This window comes from Dictyobacter arantiisoli (genome assembly GCF_008326305.1).
Lineage (GTDB): Bacteria > Chloroflexota > Ktedonobacteria > Ktedonobacterales > Ktedonobacteraceae > Dictyobacter > Dictyobacter arantiisoli.
Window position 1 is genome coordinate 24,163 of sequence record NZ_BIXY01000063.1, and the last position, 17,248, is coordinate 41,410.

At 47.0% G+C, this 17,248-nt stretch carries 14 protein-coding genes; 2 read left to right on the top strand and 12 right to left on the bottom strand.

Annotated elements, in window-relative coordinates; all coding sequences use genetic code 11:
* Positions 1-22: 22 nt before the first annotated feature.
* The 3 genes from F1593_RS18820 to F1593_RS18830 all read right to left on the bottom strand — a co-directional run bounded on the left by F1593_RS18820 (position 23) and on the right by F1593_RS18830 (position 4,415).
* A complete protein-coding gene (locus F1593_RS18820) occupies positions 23-517 on the bottom strand; it encodes a TIR domain-containing protein (protein WP_149403110.1) in 495 nt (164 codons plus the stop codon).
* Between the two features lie 1,005 nt (positions 518-1,522).
* Positions 1,523-2,104 (bottom strand): YdeI/OmpD-associated family protein, encoded by a 582-nt coding sequence (locus F1593_RS18825; protein WP_149403111.1) that lies wholly within the window; start codon positions 2,102-2,104, stop codon positions 1,523-1,525.
* Between the two features lie 88 nt (positions 2,105-2,192).
* On the bottom strand, positions 2,193-4,415 hold the full coding sequence (locus F1593_RS18830; RefSeq protein WP_149403112.1) for an ATP-binding cassette domain-containing protein: 2,223 nt from the start codon (positions 4,413-4,415) through the stop codon (positions 2,193-2,195).
* A 278-nt stretch (positions 4,416-4,693) separates the two neighbouring features.
* On the opposite strand from F1593_RS18830, the gene F1593_RS18835 reads away from it, so the two are divergent.
* Both F1593_RS18835 and F1593_RS29630 read left to right on the top strand, forming a co-directional pair.
* On the top strand, positions 4,694-5,794 hold the full coding sequence (locus F1593_RS18835; RefSeq protein WP_172632247.1) for a serine hydrolase domain-containing protein: 1,101 nt from the start codon (positions 4,694-4,696) through the stop codon (positions 5,792-5,794).
* An 883-nt stretch (positions 5,795-6,677) separates the two neighbouring features.
* The gene (locus tag F1593_RS29630) at positions 6,678-6,809 is read left to right on the top strand and encodes a hypothetical protein (protein WP_268907070.1); all 132 of its coding nucleotides are present in this window, start codon (positions 6,678-6,680) and stop codon (positions 6,807-6,809) included.
* A 61-nt stretch (positions 6,810-6,870) separates the two neighbouring features.
* On the opposite strand, the gene csx15 is transcribed toward F1593_RS29630, so the two are convergent.
* From csx15 to F1593_RS18880, 9 genes are all read right to left on the bottom strand, one after another.
* The gene (csx15, locus tag F1593_RS18840) at positions 6,871-7,248 is read right to left on the bottom strand and encodes a CRISPR-associated protein Csx15 (RefSeq protein ID WP_149403114.1); all 378 of its coding nucleotides are present in this window, start codon (positions 7,246-7,248) and stop codon (positions 6,871-6,873) included.
* 112 nt (positions 7,249-7,360) lie between these two features.
* Complete coding sequence (locus tag F1593_RS18845; RefSeq protein ID WP_149403115.1) at positions 7,361-8,485, bottom strand: Card1-like endonuclease domain-containing protein; 1,125 nt, start codon at positions 8,483-8,485, stop codon at positions 7,361-7,363.
* Between the two features lie 42 nt (positions 8,486-8,527).
* Positions 8,528-9,607: a type III-B CRISPR module RAMP protein Cmr6 gene (cmr6, locus tag F1593_RS18850; protein ID WP_149403116.1), complete on the bottom strand. Its 1,080-nt coding sequence runs from the start codon at positions 9,605-9,607 to the stop codon at positions 8,528-8,530.
* The gene (cmr5, locus tag F1593_RS18855) at positions 9,604-9,999 is read right to left on the bottom strand and encodes a type III-B CRISPR module-associated protein Cmr5 (protein ID WP_149403117.1); all 396 of its coding nucleotides are present in this window, start codon (positions 9,997-9,999) and stop codon (positions 9,604-9,606) included. Before cmr5 ends, cmr6 begins: the two co-directional genes overlap by 4 nt.
* A 3-nt stretch (positions 10,000-10,002) precedes the next feature.
* A complete protein-coding gene (gene cmr4, locus F1593_RS18860) occupies positions 10,003-10,902 on the bottom strand; it encodes a type III-B CRISPR module RAMP protein Cmr4 (protein WP_149403118.1) in 900 nt (299 codons plus the stop codon).
* Complete coding sequence (gene cmr1, locus F1593_RS18865; RefSeq protein ID WP_149403119.1) at positions 10,902-12,284, bottom strand: type III-B CRISPR module RAMP protein Cmr1; 1,383 nt, start codon at positions 12,282-12,284, stop codon at positions 10,902-10,904. The genes cmr4 and cmr1 overlap by 1 nt, the downstream gene beginning before the upstream one ends.
* Positions 12,284-13,597, bottom strand: a complete 1,314-nt coding sequence (locus F1593_RS18870) for a type III-B CRISPR module-associated protein Cmr3 (protein WP_149403120.1) — start codon at positions 13,595-13,597, stop codon at positions 12,284-12,286. Before F1593_RS18870 ends, cmr1 begins: the two co-directional genes overlap by 1 nt.
* Positions 13,594-15,585, bottom strand: coding sequence for a type III-B CRISPR-associated protein Cas10/Cmr2 (cas10, locus tag F1593_RS18875; RefSeq protein WP_149403121.1), 1,992 nt, complete (start codon positions 15,583-15,585; stop codon positions 13,594-13,596). The genes F1593_RS18870 and cas10 overlap by 4 nt, the downstream gene beginning before the upstream one ends.
* Positions 15,586-16,035: 450 nt before the next feature.
* Complete coding sequence (locus F1593_RS18880) at positions 16,036-16,902, bottom strand: CRISPR-associated ring nuclease (RefSeq protein ID WP_172632248.1); 867 nt, start codon at positions 16,900-16,902, stop codon at positions 16,036-16,038.
* Positions 16,903-17,248 lie beyond the last annotated feature (346 nt).

The window sequence follows — 17,248 nt, forward strand, 5'->3', positions numbered from 1 at the left end:
GGATTTTCTGGCGCAAGTATTTTTACAAAATGTGCACAAAAGGATGACCATGACGAACCTCTTCCACTACTCTTTTGATCTCTCTGGCCACTTCAGTAAATGCACGGTCCCTAAAACGATCTTCTGCGATTGGTTTTTTATTTCTTGGAATTACTGTTAAAGAACCAAATATTGTATCTTCCCACTGAACTGATTTTAATAAAATTGGGATAACTTTTACCTCACCTGACGCCTGTTTATCTAAAGCAGATTGAGTTTCTATCCAATTGTGATAGTCAGAACCAATGAAATCAGGGCTGATCAGACAGAGGATGATATCTGCCTCATTAAAATTTTTGATCAGTTCCTCTTGCTGTACTTTACCAGCCATGATTTGTCGATCATCCCACGGGCAAATAAGCTTCTGTCGAATCATAGGATTCAAATGCTTAAAGAGTATATGTTCAAGCTTTGCATCTTGATGCGCGTAAGCTATAAATATATTGACAAAGCCTGAAGCTTCTAATTCTGTCAACATGCAGTTATCTCCGTAAATGGAAAAAGAATGGTATTTGCAAATACCACTAAGCCGATTTATGTTAATAGTATAGTATAAGCGGTGTTACTTGACAATCTTGAGAATTAAAGTTCCTACAGTGATATGCTATATTGAGTTAAACGCATCAGAATGGTGATTTTAAAATACGTATTGATTAATTTTCTATTAAATAGTTTACATATCGACCAAGCGGTAATAAGATATCAGGATTTATAGATAAATAATAGTATACAGAAAAATGACATTTATGAATGGCGGTAACGTTTTAGAAGTGACGAGCATTTATTATCCTGCTATTTTGTTTCATCTATGTAATGATTGGACTGTGGGAGTAAGCCGTTGCTCTATCTCTGCTAGCATTTTTCTTAACTTGTTCTGCTTAAGTATGAGCATTTACAAGTTGATGAGAAGTCCTATTTATGCTGGTATCTTTTCAATGTACTGTGGTTGATAATGAGCCTTTCGAAAGAGAGAAATTGCTGCCCCATCTTTCTTGGCATGGTAGAGCAGTTATTGGAATCACTATGGATGAAACAGGACTGGTACAATACAAGCCTTATCGCGGGAGGTAGGTGCACCGACACATCTGAGCTGAGCCTCCCGCTCCGCTTGAGAAGCGCGTCGAGCTTATTTTTTTCAAAAAAAGCCTCAAAGAACGGCAAAATTTTCTCGTTAAAATAGAGCCTCCCGCAAAACACACCCTCAACCCGCTTTTTATGCTATAGTATAAGCACCGGAGTCAGAATGAGGGAAAGCCCGACCACGGGATTAGAACTCTTCAGTTCTTCCGTCAACTTGATAAGCGCGGTCGTCAGAATGAGGGAAAGCCCGACCACGGGATTAGAACGCTACGGCTGAATAAAACAGGTCTCCTATTACGTACGTACGTCAATGCCATATTTCTCATTTTTCAGGTATTTTCACTGCCCTAATTTTTACGTTTGGGTCCCCTCCAAAAACGGGTCAATTCCATGAGGAAAATTGCTAAGGATAAAGCTTCTCTCCTCTTGCGAGCATTTCCACAAACTTCTGGATACGGGTCGCGCGAGTCTCGGCTTTTCTGGCGGTCTGGACTCGAAATAGGATGGCGTAGCGGTTCACACTGTTCAGGGTGAGAAAGAAGTCGCGCGCCTGGGGACTTTTGTCTAGTGCTTCTTGCAAATCGTCTGGCACTGTCGCCTTGCTCTGACTTGCGTAAGCGGCCTCCCAGCGACCATCTTCCTTTGCTCGTTCGACCTGGTGCAGGCCCGCTGGATGGATTCTTCCAGCCTTGATCAATGCATCGACTTTGTCGCAGTTGATCTGCGACCAGATACTCTTTGCACGGCGTGGAGTGAACTTCTGGAGCCAGTACTGCTCGTTAAACGCAGCCTTCTGCCCATCGATCCAACCATAGCAGAGTGCACCCTCCAGCGCTTCCGCGTACGAGATCGAGAGAATACCAGTGCCCTTTTTGGCAATTTTGAGCCAGATGCCTGTTGGATCGGCGTAATGCTCTGCAAGCCATGTTTCCCAGTCTTGCTGGGTCGTAAACTCTTTGATTGCTAATTCCTCGTGATTTTTCATATCTCAAGTATACAATAGAATTGGATAGAACAAAAGATCTATGCTGCAAAATAGAAGGCGTTGTGTTCCTCTGCCTCAAGTGGATCTATTACAGATACTGACTGGTTAATGAATGCTTTGCGTTGAGCAGTTCTCGCGGCGTGCCCTCAAAGATCACCATGCCACCCTTATTGCCGCCTTCCGGTCCCATATCAATGACCCAATCGGCGTTGCGAATGATATCCAGATGGTGCTCAATTACGATCACTGTATTTCCACCATCTACCAGTCGGTTCATGATGGTCAGCAGCCGACCAATATCCGAGAGGTGCAGCCCGGTCGTTGGCTCATCCATGACATAGATACTGCCCCGCTTGTGGAGTTCGCTAGCCAGTTTAAGACGTTGACATTCGCCGCCTGAGAGGGTGCTCAGGGGTTGACCAAGGGTCAGGTAGTCCAGTCCCACATCGCTCAAAGCCTGGAGCTTTGGCTGTACTTCTTTGATCTTCAAAAACTCCAGCGCCTGATGAATGGTCATGTTCAACACATCTACAATCGATTTTCCGTTTAATGTGTAGGCCAATACCTCATCCTTAAAGCGCTTGCCGCCGCACACTTCGCACGGAAGCTTGACTCCCTCAAGGAAGCCAAGGTCGGTGTAGGTGACGCCGAGTCCCTGACAATTGGAACAGGCCCCCTTTGAGTTAAAGCTAAACAGACCGGCCTCGGCATGGTTGGCCGTCGCGAAAGCCTTGCGTACATCATCCATAATGCCGGTATAGGTGGCGGGATTGGAGCGACTGGATGTGCTTAGAGACGATTGGTCAATCACCACCGCTCCCCGATGCTGGCTCAGAAAAGCTTCATTGATTAACGAGCTTTTGCCTGAACCAGCCACGCCAGTGATGACTGTCAGCACGCCAGTGGGAATATCCACGCTAACATCCTGCAAATTATTCACTGTAGCATGGACGATTGGCAGTGTCCCGGTCGCCTGGCGAAAGTTCTCCTTAAGCGGCCTTTTACGCAACAAATGGTTGCCGGTCAGCGTATCGGCCTGGAGCAGGCCGGTGAAATCGCCCTCATAGACAATCTTGCCTCCTTCGCTCCCGGCATGTGGTCCCATATCGATGATATAATCGGCCCTCTGAATTACATCAGGATCGTGCTCGACAACAATGACGGTATTCCCTTTATCGCGCAATTGCTCCAGAAGTTCGTTCAGGCGATGGACATCGCGCGGATGCAGTCCGATGCTTGGCTCATCAAAGATGTACATGACATCTACCAGACTGCCGTTAAGATGCTTGACCATTTTGACCCGCTGCGACTCACCCCCCGATAGAGTATCGGTGAGTCGATTCAGGCTGAGATACTCCAGGCCAATCTCTACCAGATGTTGCAGCCGTTCGATCAATGTCCGAACGATTGGTGCCGCCGCCGGTTCTGTGATACCCTTGACAACCTCTAAAAGCTCATCAATCTCCATCATTGCCAGTTCGGCAATATTGTATCCTTCGATCTTACAGCTTAATGCGGCCTGATTGAGCCTGCTACCCTTGCAGAGCGGGCAGGGGCCAAGCTTCAAAAATGGCTCAACCTTTTGCCGTATGCGAGCTGAGAGCGTCTGGATGTCCCGCGCAACGAACTTGCGATTGAACTTGGACACCAGACCCTCATAGGTGTTGTACGGCAGACCCTCATGTTTACGGGCTTCGGTGTAGAGAAGCAGATCCAGTTCCTCTGGTGTATAATCGGCTATCTTCTTGTCGTTGTCGAAGAAGCCCGCATGCGCATAAAGTTCACATTCCCAACCGGCCAATCCCGGAGCGATGACCGCTCCCTCATTCAGCGATTTCGTTGTATCAATCAGTACCTCAAGTTCAATGCCGATCTTGCGGCCAAGCCCATTACATTCCAGACACATGCCCTGGGGATCGTTGAAGGAAAACGCATTGGCATAGCCCACGTAGGGTTTACCGATGCGCGAAAAGAGCAGGCGCAACACAGACGCGATATCAGTAACGGTGCCCACCGTCGATTGCGATCCCCCGCCCAGGCGTTTCTGATCAACAATCACTGCCATGCTCAGGTTCTCAATCGCATCGGCGTCTGGTTGGGGATAGCGTGGCAGGAAGTTGCGAATGAACATGCTAAAATTCTCGAATAACAGCCGTTGTGCTTCGTTGGCTATCGTATCAAAGACCACCGATGACTTCCCAGAGCCAGACACGCCGGTAAAAATGGTGATTTTGCGCTTGGGCAGCCTTAGCGAGACATCCTTGAGATTATTCTCGCGGGCACCACGAATTTCGATATATTCTTGCACCATGCTGATCTATGCTTCCTCTCACATCGCTAGAATAGTGACCACTGAATCTTTCAAGCAGGCTTCCAATGATGAGATGCCTTTGTTCTGACGCCTTCGCCTCTCCGCTTGAGCTTGTACAAAGGAACAGTATAACACAGAAGGATGGGCAAATCTTCTCCAATTTTCTCCTCTGGTGCGACTCCATACATAGGCGATCTCTGCTGTTTGCTAATGCTCTGACAGGTTGTTCAGTTGAAGTGATAAAATGAAGTGGATAAATTTATATATTGGAGATGCTTATGTTGGATTCATTTCCACAACGCACATATTGGCCAACGATAAACTGGCAAACACGTGCGCCACAAGCCGTGGGCTTTCAGCCAGATCGGTTTGTTAGCATGCAAGCATATATAGACGAGTATTTACCAGGGCTGCATGCTCTCTTGATTGTTCGTAATGGATATCTGGCTTTTGAACACTATTATCAAGGATTCCATCAAAACAGTCTTAACTCAATTAGCTCAGTAACGAAGAGTGTTATCTCGGCGCTCATAGGTATCGCATTAGCGCAAGGGCAACTCCATAGCCTGGATCAGCACATGTTAGACTTCTTTCCAGAGATCGCTGAACAAGAGCAAGATCCACGGAAACAGGCTATCACCTTACGCCATCTCTTGAGCTTCCAAACGGGCTTTACAGAAACGTATCCTCACGAATTCTGGCGCGACATCGTACATTCCTCACTGCGACGCCCGATGGTTGAGCAACCAGGTGAGCGTTTCTTTTATGATAATCGCAGTGTCGATATTCTTTCAGGCATCTTAACTCAGGTGACGGGGATGAAGGCCGCCGCCTTTGCTGACCAGACGCTCTTTGAAATCCTGGGGATCTGGCGCAACGAAGATACCCGCTTCTCCTGGAAACATGAAGAAACAGGACCACATATGTGGCATGCAGATGCCTTATGGGACGAACAGGATGGCTATCCCTGGAAAGTTTCCCCACAGGGCACGAGCACTGGCAGCTTTGGAGCGCATTTTACAGCACGAGACATGGCAAAACTTGGCTTTCTTTATCTCAACCATGGTCAATGGGATGGAACACAGATAATTCCTCAGGATTACAGCGCCGCCTCCACGCACAAGCAGAGCAATGGAGGTCCGCCCGTCAACGCGAACTATGGATACCTCTGGTGGATAGAGCAGGTGCAGGGCTTCCAGGCATTCTTTGCATCAGGCTTCGGGGGCAAATATATCTATGTTATTCCAGAACTCGACCTCATTGTGGTCACGGCGGCATCAACCGAGCAAGCACAAAAGGATCGAGAACAACACAACAAGATTCGAGCACTGATACCAGACTTTATCCTTCCTGCATTATCTTCTAGCACACTGGGATAACTTAACCTGTAAAGGACAATCTCGCTCAAATACGAAGTGTCTGTAGCTACAGACACTTTGAGGAACAGGCCTATACGAGTCACAGATCCCGACCACAAGAGTCAATACCCCTTCATAAAATGAATGTAGGGGAAAACCACCAATGATGGAAGCTGTATGTAGGCACGGCACGAAGCGCAGCGCAGGCCCGTGCTCTCTTCATCGTACCGCAATCATGCCCATAGAACACAGACAACCCTCTAAAAACAGGCTTCACAGAGCACCACTTCGAAAACCGCCAGCCACCATCAAAGCATCCCTCATAATGAGGACAGAAATCCGCCCTAATTGGCCGCCTGGTACCATGTATCAGGCATGATGAATAGATTGAACGTGCAAAAGTGCATCCGAAAATCCTACCGTGATAGTGCACAAAAATCGATTTTCGAAAAAGCTTGACCACAGCCCCAAAATCGCGTATAACAAGAGAGAACATGTAGCTCTCAGAAGCCAAAACAAGGGCCTTGTTCAAACCGCAGGTCATATGTGCCAAAAAAAACGCGCACGCCACCCGCGGTTGCAGAGCTATCGATCCGTAGGAGGATCCTGTAAGAGGGAATTAGGCTATTTCCAGCTACGGAAGCGGCGGGTTGCAGAGCTATCGATCCGTAGGAGGATCCTGTAAGCTGGAAGTTGGTCGCTGGCAGGGGCTTTCTTTATGCTTGAGTTGCAGAGCTATCGATCCGTAGGAGGATCCTGTAAGTTTTCCGTGAGCTCTGGCTTTTGCTCTAAATACACCCGGTTGCAGAGCGATCGATCCGTAGGAGGATCCTGTAAGTTTAGCTACGCGTCAACGTAGCCTGTCCCATCACAAGGGGCAATACTGCTTCAAGAGCGGGAATGGATGGCGAAAATTGGGGGTATTTGTTCCTCAATAATGGTGCCAGGGCAGGGGAGAGAGCGTTGGGCCGCGATGGAGGTGCGCTTTGCCGTTCATCGTACGATCCTCTCGGTCTCAGGTTGTGGTGTAGAATGATGAGAGCGAAATGATCAGCGCAGATAGGTAGTGATCATTTCGCTCTGGATTTTTTGGTCAGTTACCGCTGCTGGCGGGCTTGTTCACGGATATGTTGTAGATTCAGTATCTCGGCGACTTCAAAGGTGGTAATGGGATCGTGTTTGGGGCGCATCCTGATGAGCGCCGGGAAGTGTCCTATGCGCCCATGCAGCATTGCGAGCAAGACGAATGCCGCAGGCGCATATCCTGGCGGGTTGATGAGCAAAGGGAGCGATTGCCATTCTTGTGAGCTGAGTTGCGCTGCGTCAATGATGGCAATAAGCTGTGTTTCCAATGGCTCATCCTGGTTGATCTGGACTGCGATCGTCTTTACTTCCTCAATGGCTTTGCCCGCGAGTGTTTGAATCTGGGATTTTTGTGCTTCTGTCAAAGGATGAGAGAAATTGAGCACTAACATAACTATTACATCCTCGTATGTTCAGGTTGTTTGATTTGTTGACCTATAATCTGACCAACTTGAGTCAATGTGTCTCTTGTGATGATAACTATTTTTCTGACCTCGGCTAGTTCTAAAAAATGTTGGTTCTGTGGTCATCACTTTTGGCAGCAAGGCTTGTTACCAAAATTTTTGTAACAAAATTTCCTCCTAATGTATTGGCGACGGAATCAAATGTACTTAATGTCTTGGCTGAGAAAGCATCCTTCCCTGCTTTGCATTCTACAAAAAACATTTGAGCTTTGTGGATCATAGAAACATCTAGCTCATTAAGATTTGCCGGGGAAGGTGCTTCATGTAAAGGATAAAGCTCTTGATTCCATTGGCAATCAGTAAATCGATTTAATTTTTTTACTTCATGCCATACATATACTTCTAACCAGGTGCCATTCAGAAAATTAAACTGCTGAGGAGTAATATCGATAGTAATGGAAGATCCTTTGCTGCTTAATTTGTTCAATATGCCTACATTATAAGCAGCTTCTAGAAGTGAGTAAGCCTCTCTGGTTTGCACATTATAAACTTGCGGATTGATGATCATTGGTGGTTCTTTGGTGATCTCGCGTTTCTTTTGCTCCTTTTTCCTACGACTGTTTTCATCCTGTATTTCCTGTATAACTTGCTTTAGCAAATCAATATTTTCGTGATGCTGAACCAGTTCTAGTGCAAAAGGGAGCCATTTTTCTTCGGCCAGTTTGCGTAAATTCCCAAGGTTGCCTGGTTCTAAGCGACAATTATACGTAGCAATATATTGTTCAACACTGATATCAAACATCGCAGTATCTGGTTTCTCCTGGTCAAGAAGCGAAACAACATTTGTATTACCTGTGTCTATGTACCAACATTTTATAGAATGGCCATTATGCTGCAATATTTTGGCTGCCTCATAGGCGCCAATACTCATGATTGCAGTACCTGAGGTAATGTTAAATATCCATTCGTAACCTGGATGTGCGTCAACAGCATTTTTGCATTGGCTACTTATTTCTTCAACATTGAAAGCATTAACCACAAAAGATGTGTCTACAAGGGGCTTTTTTTCGACAGAAAGCGTATCCACCAATTTATGAAAATTAGGCAACCCTTTAGTTACACTTTCTGATACTATAGCAACAAGAAGATCTGGCTTCTCATGAATCATGGTGAGGACATTAGGAATTAAGCGACCTCCAAAGAGGACCAATAAGGCTTTAGGCATAGATTCCCTCTATTTCTTCTATTGACACATCTAAATCTATTCTTAATCAATAACTGCCAGAAGTTCCTTATACCAGGGTTTCTCTCGAAGGTCCTTTTCGCAGTTGGCCAGGCGTATTTTTTCAACGATAGCTCGTGCAAAATTTGTGCCCAGGGGATGATCCTTAATTCTTTCCCAGTGTTGGTAATGGTTATTTATCTGATTTTTGATTGAATTGTTTGACAGCGCTTTGAGTTCTTTGTGATAACCTTCGATCTGGCGTACAACTGGATCTATGGGTGGTTCCTTAATGGTCATGCGTCCGTAGCCACTGGATGTTTTGGCTCCAATGCCCCAGTCGAGTAGTGCCTGGGCGAGCAGGTCGAAGGTGAAGTCGATCCAGGCTTGTTTTTGTTCCAGGTCGGGGGCGGCGAGGGCGATCAGGTAGTGACCAGTGGCACTTAAGAATGGGATGGGGACGGGACTTTGTTTGTCGTTAGGTGCCTGTGATCCCTGATAGTATTTAGGATGATGGACGGTCATGACATCTGAGTGTAGTGGCTGTTCTCGCCCCTGATAAATCGCTGATTCAGGGCGATAGTGGGCGTCGAAGAAGATGATATAGCCAGCTTCATCTTGATCTCCGAACAGTATTTTGTAGTCTGTCGCAAGCTTTTTGTAATCCTCGCTGGTTTCTCCTTTTTCTTTGACTAGGAGGCGGAGTTTTTGGCTCAGGTAACTGGCGGCTAATCCTTTGAGTGAGCTACCGGGTATATAGGGAGTGCCATAGGTATGGTGTAGCGCGATCGATGTTTCAATCACGCTTTCAGCACCAAGGTGGACGATCATGCGCCCTTTGGTGCTGGCGATTTTGGTGCGAGCTTCGTAATTCTTGAGCGTTTGTTCCCATTGTTTGTAGTAGTCGGGATAGCTTTTAGGAATGGGCAGGTTAGCTACTTCGTCGATCAGTTGTGGACGCGGCTGTATGGTTTCTTCTCCAGAATTTGATAGCGGTTCGTCGCGCACATATTTGTCGAGCCAGAGTCCTGCATGTGTCTGGAATTGCTGGCGTATGGATTCCTCGAAGATTGGATGTATTTCTTTGGCATCTTGAAGCAAGGTCCATTGGCGTTGGTTTTTCATTCGGCTTGCTCTCCCTCGTTTATACTATCGCTGGTATCAACATCCAGCAGGGATTGTGCGAAGCGTTTGTACCAGAGCAAAGCGTCTAGAACGCGCTGGGTGAGATAGATATATTCGATTAGATCGGCCTTCTGAGCGGCTATTAAGAGTTGCTCACCATCTTTCTGCCCAACGGCCGTGGCCAGGTCTTTCAGAAATTGATCGAGCATTGTTTTGTTTTCTTTGCGTGACGCGACAAAAAAGAGCGCCTGTACCAATCCGGCGGAATGTATCAGGATCGGCAGTTTATGAGCGATCACGCCATAGCTTTTCGCGTTGTCGTCACCCTTTTGGCTGATCTCAAGCACCTGCTGATAGATATGTGCCGCATCGCGTTGATCTCGTGTTTGCATGATTTATTGATCCTTCCCAGGCATCATTACGCGGCAGAGCCCATGACCTACGGTGGCTTTTCCGCCTAGTTGTAGCGGGGTCTTGATCAGCTTTTCGACTTCCTGCATGATCTCGTCCTGTGTGAGCGACTGCCTTTGCAAAGGGGTAGCCATCACAACACCGGAGAGAATGCTTTCCGCGGGCAGCGTCTCCTCGTACCAGAGACCTCCTTTGACGACTGTTTTGGTCCCTTCTTGTAATCTGATGCGCGCGGTGATTTCAGTGCCTGTTGTCAGTAAGAAGCTGAAGAGATCATCATGAACCAGGCACAGGTGCGCGGTGAGCATATCTTGCCAGCGCGTGTTTTGATGGAAGATACACTGACCTAACCAGTGCGCCCAGCGTTCAAGCTCAGGATCTGGCTTTGCCTGTAAATCGAGATCCTCTAAGTAGACCATGGTATCTTTATCTGGAACCTGGAGCTTGAGTGCGCTTGTCTCATTGGGAAGCAGGCAGCTATTAAGAGACTCCACCACTGGAATAGTATTTGCTGGTCCCGGCATTTGCAGGTGCTCGGTATCACGCTGTAAGCGAGAGAGGATAAATGGGGAGGTGACCCAGGCAAAGGTACCTGCCAGGCTACGGATCGGGAGGAGTAGGAGTCTTTGATCCGAAAACTGGACCAGGCTGGCCGTTGTATTCTCGCCCTGAACCTCATCAGCACCAAAGAGGCGCAACGTTTTTTGCTCTCCATTTTCGTTCAGGTAGCGTGTGCGAATAGAGCCTTTGAGCGAAGAACCTGGAAGATACGGGATGCTCGTTGCTTTCTCACGCGCAATCGGTAGATCAATCACGCCTGCGCCCTGGCCAACCCCTGCATGCAGGGATGAAAGAGTATGGATAAATGTTAGCTGTGCTTTCATTATCTGTTTTCTCCAAGATAGTTCATAAATGCTTTTAAGATATCCGTTTGACCTTGCAATTTAAGCTCTGGTAACTGTTTCAAATCGGCAGCCGTTAACTGGGCTTCTACTGGATATGTATTGTCTTTGTTATCTTTTTCTACCAGAATGATTCCTTCTGCTGGTAAATTTGATCCTTCAAGAATGAATGCTATGCCTACTGATTGATTGTTCTTACACGTAAGTGGTTTGAGGATAAGAGGGCTCGCAAAACGACCTCCCTGTTCTATCTTTTCTTCATCTTTTGTGCCTTTGGGTTGCAAAATTGTTTCTTGTGGATCAGGATTTTTACTTGTTGTCTTTTCATCATCTTTAAAATGAAATATAATTGGAAGCCCAAATGCTGCCCGTGGAAATTTCTTCGGATGATTTTTTTCCCCGTAATGTCTTTTCTTTGTGAGATGTCTAATTGTTTCAGCTTCGGGCCAACAACTACGCCCCGAACGCCCAAAGGGTGTCTGGCGAAAAGCAAAAAGCTTTTTGATGAGGTTATACCAGGCAAATTTAGCATCTTTTGCTTTTGTCGCTGCTTGAAGCGCCATGCCTTTTTCCAGGTGAGGCACTTCCTCAGGCCATTGCGCGTTTTCGGGAATATACTTTCCAAGCTTTTCAGTCATCCATTTGTGTACATCAATATTTTTTTCTGATATTGGAAAGTCATTGTGTACTTTGCTGTCAACTGTAAGTAAACGTAAGGCACCGAAGCCTCTCCTGGTGCGAGCACCAACCCCGCCAATGGTTTCCCAGGCCCAAAGTGCTGCTTCAATTTCGGATACGATATGTCGAGGAAAAGAAATGGTCAGCCGAAACTTAATATCCTCCTGCACTTTTTTCAGTGGAGGTTTTTCGGAGCCTGATAAATCTTTATCTTGTGGCTGAATGGGAAATGCTGCGTAGGAATGAATCTTATTTTCTGAATGTTCCCTGGATTTGAATTTACCAGATTGAGTTTTCTCTTCAGGAATTTCAAATGGCTCTTTGGCGCTGCCGCCATGAATTATTTCAACACGGATCTGGATGACATCCGCTATTTTTTGCGGGCTTTGATCTTTGGTGAGCGTGGCGGTGCCCCAGATGTGGCCTTCGGCCTCTTTCATTTTTTTGAGATTTCCCTCAAATTCGGGTTTGCCACCCCGCGTGGCGCGCCACCAGTAGCGGAGTTGGCCGCGAATGGCGGTCCCACGAATGGGTGTGAGGCTGTCATTTTCGCCAGCTTTGACGCCTCCTCCGAAGAGAGGGGTGATCAGTTGATATTCACGTATCTGGGTGATGATGTTTGGATCTTCGATCTTTGTTAGCTGGACATCTGGTGGTGTGGCCTCTCGATGTGTTCTACCCATCATTATTGTTTCCCCTTCGGATCAGAATCAATGCGCAATGGAAGTGTTTTATCTATCCAGGTGCCCAGGGCCGCCAGACCAAATCCATCGAGCCTATATTGATCAGGTGTAGGGCCATTATCATCATCACTGATACAGTGCAGCCAGATCTCGTCAATCCATTCCTCAATAGCTGGCTCGTCTCCTTGTAGTTCCAGGAAGAGGATGGTACCTGCGGGGGCAAGTCGATGTGATTGTTTGCGTTCTTTCTTGACAATATCCCATCCCGAGACTACCTGTGGACGCTTGTTCACCATGGCTTTGAGCTGAGGCTTGATAGCCTGTGGCCGATTCAATATCCATTGAGGAAGATATCCTTGAGCAAAATAGGCGGGTGTTAGCAGTACGAGGCGACAGGCGCTATTAGCAATAATGGATTGTTTGATAGTATCCGGGCAGCAAGGAATATTCTCCTGGCTTGGAGACCAGTTGACGAGGCGGCGTTCGCTGCCCAGGCAACCCAGGCCATACTGTGGCTGTAAAAGAGCTTCATCATTGATATCTTTTTTCTCATCAACTATTACCGCTAATCCAAGCTGACGTGCTTGTGCCAGGGAGGGAGGTTGTTGTTCTTCTTCCTGTTGCTCTGTTTTTTCGTTGGCTGTAAACTCCAGGCTGGATGTGGCAAAGAGAAATCCATCGCGTCCCGTGTGCGTCTGGTGATCCATTGCCACATGGACACGCTCTTCGGTGGCAGGTCCTTTGATGCCAAGCGCCGGGGCTGTGATAGTTTTCCAGCAATCCGTTTTTGGATTCTCTAACCAGGCCAAAAATCGCTCCCAATACCAGTATGCAGGAGTATTGGTACTGGGCTTCTCGGACCGGTGATTGGGCAAGCCTACTAGCCAGAGAGATTGCTGTGTCTGCTCGCCCGTATCTAGATCGGTCATGACCTCTGCTAATGGGGTCAATGGAACAAGCTGCTCAATCGTAAATCGTGTTGGCTGCTTTTCTTCTGCCTCTCCCTTCTTGATCTCAAAAGGGAGCGCATCCAGGGGAGCAGGTACCAGCCACCGTGCCTTTTCCTGGGCTTTTTGCGGGAGCTGAACAAGGATAGGGCCACGAACACCAACCTTCTTGAGGTGCTCTAGTTCTTCTTTCTCGGTGAACCGGAAACGTCCCTGATCGTCCAGTCCCATTTGCGAACGTAGACCGCCCGCAATAGTTGAAGGGAAAGGGAAAGGGAGTGACCTGGCAATTGCTCCCGGCGAGGCCCCAAATGGGCGTCCATCCCGAAAGAGCAGGGGATCATGTGGCTCAATAATCCAGATACTCATGCATCTATTCCTTTTGTTGCTTGTGGCTCTATCACTATCTTTGCTAGCTGCATAGCTTCCGCCAGTTCGCGGGCAATGAGGAGCTCATTGATAAATTCTGGCAATGGAACAGGTTTGTCTTTTTTGTCGACTACCATATTCTCAAAAAGGTGGTCGTGTTCCGGTCGTCCCTCGATAGGTTTCAAAAGAGTCAGCAGAATCTGTTTGGCCTGTGAATCCTGTGCCTTTTTTTCTTCATCGGTCTTTGGCTGCGATGAAGATGTCTGCCTGACCTTACTTCCTGGCAGATCCAGCTTACGTTTAAGGATACGTTTTGTATTACTCCAGATAATCTCTTTTAGTTCATCGGACAGCTTTTGCTCGATTGGCAAGAGGAGTTGATACATCGTACGTAGTTCATAAGCCAGACCATAAGGGATCACGCCCTCGCGATAATATTTGATGTATTGCTCAAGCGCCGCTGTAACCTGCACGCGTGGTCCTTTGATAATCGATTGCTCGCCGCTGCGCTTACTGATCAGGATTGCCAGCGCATTCTTTTTGTCAACACCCTTCGCCAGCCGTTCAGCCCTACGAGCCAGCCCCAATGATTCCTGTAACAGCGAAAGGTGATGGACAATCGCCACCCCCATCGAAAGTGTTGGCGGGTCGATGTCATTCAGTGCTGGAGCCAGTGTCTTCTGGAATGTTTCGGCAAGTTGTTTTGTGCACTCTAGCAGTTTATGCAGTGGTACAAGGGCCAGCACATCATCGCCACCAGTATAGATAGGTGTTCCTTGATATTTTCTGACGATCTGTTTGGCTTCCCCTGCGAATAAGGCCAGCTTCTGCGAAAAACGTTGATGATTGTGATATCCTCCAGCTTGTTTCGCGAGCGTATCGATGATCTCGCCTATCCGGTCACCATCTGCAACCACAATCGCATAATATGGATCAATGACTAGCTTTTGCCCACAGGCTATATCGACTTCAGATTTGAATGTATGGAGATAATCAGTGGCTTTTTGCAAAACATCAGCATTTTTATTCGCGTGCTCAGTAAGATGCTCCTCGAAGAGTAGTGCCCCATCTGCAAAGCCAATGATGGAATGTTCGAGTGTCTTATTCTGATTGGGAACATTTTCATGTCTTAGTGTTGGCAATTTGTTTTTGAGATGGTTATGATATGTGATCCAGGCATTCTTTACCTTTTGCATAGCTACTTTTGGATCTTGTTCCAGAAGTTCTAAACGCTCAAGATATGGTTGAGCGGCGATATGAGATGTGCTTAAAAAATATGCTTGTGCATCCTCTCTATCCGAAAATTTTCCTCGGCGCTTTAGCAAATCAATGCCTGAAAGATGCTCAGCGGGTCCCGCACGGAAAATTTCAAAGAGTTTTGAGATGCGTTGTTGTTCTGGTTGCGTATAAATTCCCTGAGGAATGACACTCTCAAGCGTGCCGGTAATCGATGATTTATGCTGTGTGCTGCCCCAACTGACGGGTTGATAGGTATAGGTTGCCTTGCGAGCAGCCATCAGGGCTTCCAGCCGTTTTCGCACCTCTGAGTAGTCGCTATTGCCCTGATAAGGAAAAGGTAGTGCCACCCAGAAGAACTCTAGACAATCCTCCAACTGTTTATCCATGACCTTGTCATGAAAAGACACATCCCCGAGTTCCTGATACAGTTGTTTTTTGATTTTATCCAGGCGTTGAATAGTTGCTTGTTTTACCTCCTGTGCAAATTTTGCTCCATCTTCCTTTGGTTCCAGGAGAGCGACAATCTTATTCGATACGTTGCGTTCAGCTTCTAGCGAACGTAGCTCTTCAGGCTTTTCAAAAGAAGGGAAAATCAGTGCCTCATGAGTATATGTGTCGGCAATATATGCCGCCGCTGTCCAGGAGAGATCGCTTAATAGCTGAGAGCCGAACCAGAGATCGCGCGTTCGCCGCGCACTTGCAATAAAACTCTGTACTGGCCCGATATGGAAAAGAAACAGATATGGCATGAACCCTCACTACCTGTTCAAACACTATTGTGGTAACAACGATAACCCGTAATGCATGATGTGCTTGACCATCTTACTACGAAAATTTGTATATGTCTATTAAATGCAAAATATAGCTACCATAAGTAACTATTCATGTAATTGGCTATGCAGTAGTCGCCTGCACATTCGTAACTTTGATTCATTATCTCTATCTCAAACATAAGTAGTATAAGTCTTTGTATGGCTAAGAGCATCATAGATACTAATGAAAAATCTCATAGATATTTATGAATCGTGAAGATCAATGAATTTTTTTCACAATTCGTTTTCCTATAAAGCAAGAGCGCGTCACGTGATAGGGAGAACTATTAGATCCTGCTTATAAGTGCTATGGATGACTCATTAGCCTTATGAGCAGAATCAATAGAAGTAATGATGTGTTTTAGCGTCCGATTAGTTATACTTGCTTTAGTCGTCGCTTCCAAAGTAACTGCCAAATTTCTGGTAGATGAAGTGGTAGTCCAGTGGCTCAGCAACCGGGATATTCCAGGCGTTGCGGCAGTGTTGGAGCAGGATGGTTTTGTGACTGTGGATGGTGGGTTCGCTGAGTGTGAGTTCGTTGGCGACTTGCTGGGTGCGCAGTCCTCGTGCGAAGGCTTTGAGGATTTTGAGCTGAGCAGGTGTGGCCATTTCGATGACACGCTGGCAGCGCTGGCGTTCTTGTTGATCAAGTAGATCTTGCTGTTCCTGTTCGGCGGTTTTAAATGAGGTGTTGCCTGGCGTGATGTAAGCTCCCAGGGTGATGAAGGGACCGCGAATCAGTTTGACGCCAGCCTCTTCTGCTACATGCATGCGTGCTCCGTTTTTGACCTGCGCAACGGTAGTTTCGGGTGTATGGATATGCCAGATGTGATCGTGACGATCAAAATTGAGGGCCGCGACGGATATGGCAAGCAAGGACATGAGCCGCCGACCACCAGTTATGGATAGATGGATGTGATGGCCCTGGCGTTTGAGATCGACGATTAGTTGATGGATTGTTTCCAGGGTGGCGTCGGCGTGCTGGTCGTCAACGATATCGTCGATAGGATCACCATCCATGCGCAGGATGTGCGATCGAAAGTGGATAACGCGCCCGGCTGCTTGATAGTAATCGTCTACGAACTCGGCTTGCAATTGTTTAAGGGAGCGTTGCAGTTTTTCAGTGGTCGCTTTGGGATGCAGAACAATTACATGGCTGATGGGAAAATTTTTGAGCAGGAGATCAAGCGTAAAAGTGACAACCTGGGGCTGACCACCCAGCGTTGCGAGGAGAATATGAGGACGATCTGGCACGAGTCTCTTCCTATCTTCCATGTTGACTAGTGATACAAAAGGAGTTGTTGAAAGAATGAATCCATTACCCGCAATTTTGATTGGTGGTCCACCACATGCTGGAAAATCAGTACTTTTCTATAGTTTAACACATGCACTCCGGGAGCGTAATATACCTCATCACGTCATTCCAGGGCTTTTTGGTGTACCCATTTTACCGCGAAAGCTTCCCAAGAAGCAATTGAATTGCTTCTTGGGGGTGAGCACAAAAATGCCGCATTTGTGAAGCAACGTTACGAACAGCAAGCCAATCCATGAGAGCTAAGATCCCTCCGTTCAGAGCTGCAAGTGCTTGTGGTGCATTCTT

Excerpts from the sequence above, each read along its gene's own strand:
- F1593_RS18820 (WP_149403110.1), bottom strand. The coding sequence starts at position 517 with ATGTTGACAGAATTAGAAGCTTCAGGCTTTGTCAATATATTTATAGCT.
- F1593_RS18825 (WP_149403111.1), bottom strand. The coding sequence starts at position 2,104 with ATGAAAAATCACGAGGAATTAGCAATCAAAGAGTTTACGACCCAGCAA.
- F1593_RS18830 (WP_149403112.1), bottom strand. The coding sequence starts at position 4,415 with ATGGTGCAAGAATATATCGAAATTCGTGGTGCCCGCGAGAATAATCTC.
- F1593_RS18835 (WP_172632247.1), top strand. The coding sequence starts at position 4,694 with ATGTTGGATTCATTTCCACAACGCACATATTGGCCAACGATAAACTGG.
- F1593_RS29630 (WP_268907070.1), top strand. The coding sequence starts at position 6,678 with ATGGCGAAAATTGGGGGTATTTGTTCCTCAATAATGGTGCCAGGGCAG.
- csx15 (WP_149403114.1), bottom strand. The coding sequence starts at position 7,248 with ATGTTAGTGCTCAATTTCTCTCATCCTTTGACAGAAGCACAAAAATCC.
- F1593_RS18845 (WP_149403115.1), bottom strand. The coding sequence starts at position 8,485 with ATGCCTAAAGCCTTATTGGTCCTCTTTGGAGGTCGCTTAATTCCTAAT.
- cmr6 (WP_149403116.1), bottom strand. The coding sequence starts at position 9,607 with ATGAAAAACCAACGCCAATGGACCTTGCTTCAAGATGCCAAAGAAATA.
- cmr5 (WP_149403117.1), bottom strand. The coding sequence starts at position 9,999 with ATGCAAACACGAGATCAACGCGATGCGGCACATATCTATCAGCAGGTG.
- cmr4 (WP_149403118.1), bottom strand. The coding sequence starts at position 10,902 with ATGAAAGCACAGCTAACATTTATCCATACTCTTTCATCCCTGCATGCA.
- cmr1 (WP_149403119.1), bottom strand. The coding sequence starts at position 12,284 with ATGATGGGTAGAACACATCGAGAGGCCACACCACCAGATGTCCAGCTA.
- F1593_RS18870 (WP_149403120.1), bottom strand. The coding sequence starts at position 13,597 with ATGAGTATCTGGATTATTGAGCCACATGATCCCCTGCTCTTTCGGGAT.
- cas10 (WP_149403121.1), bottom strand. The coding sequence starts at position 15,585 with ATGCCATATCTGTTTCTTTTCCATATCGGGCCAGTACAGAGTTTTATT.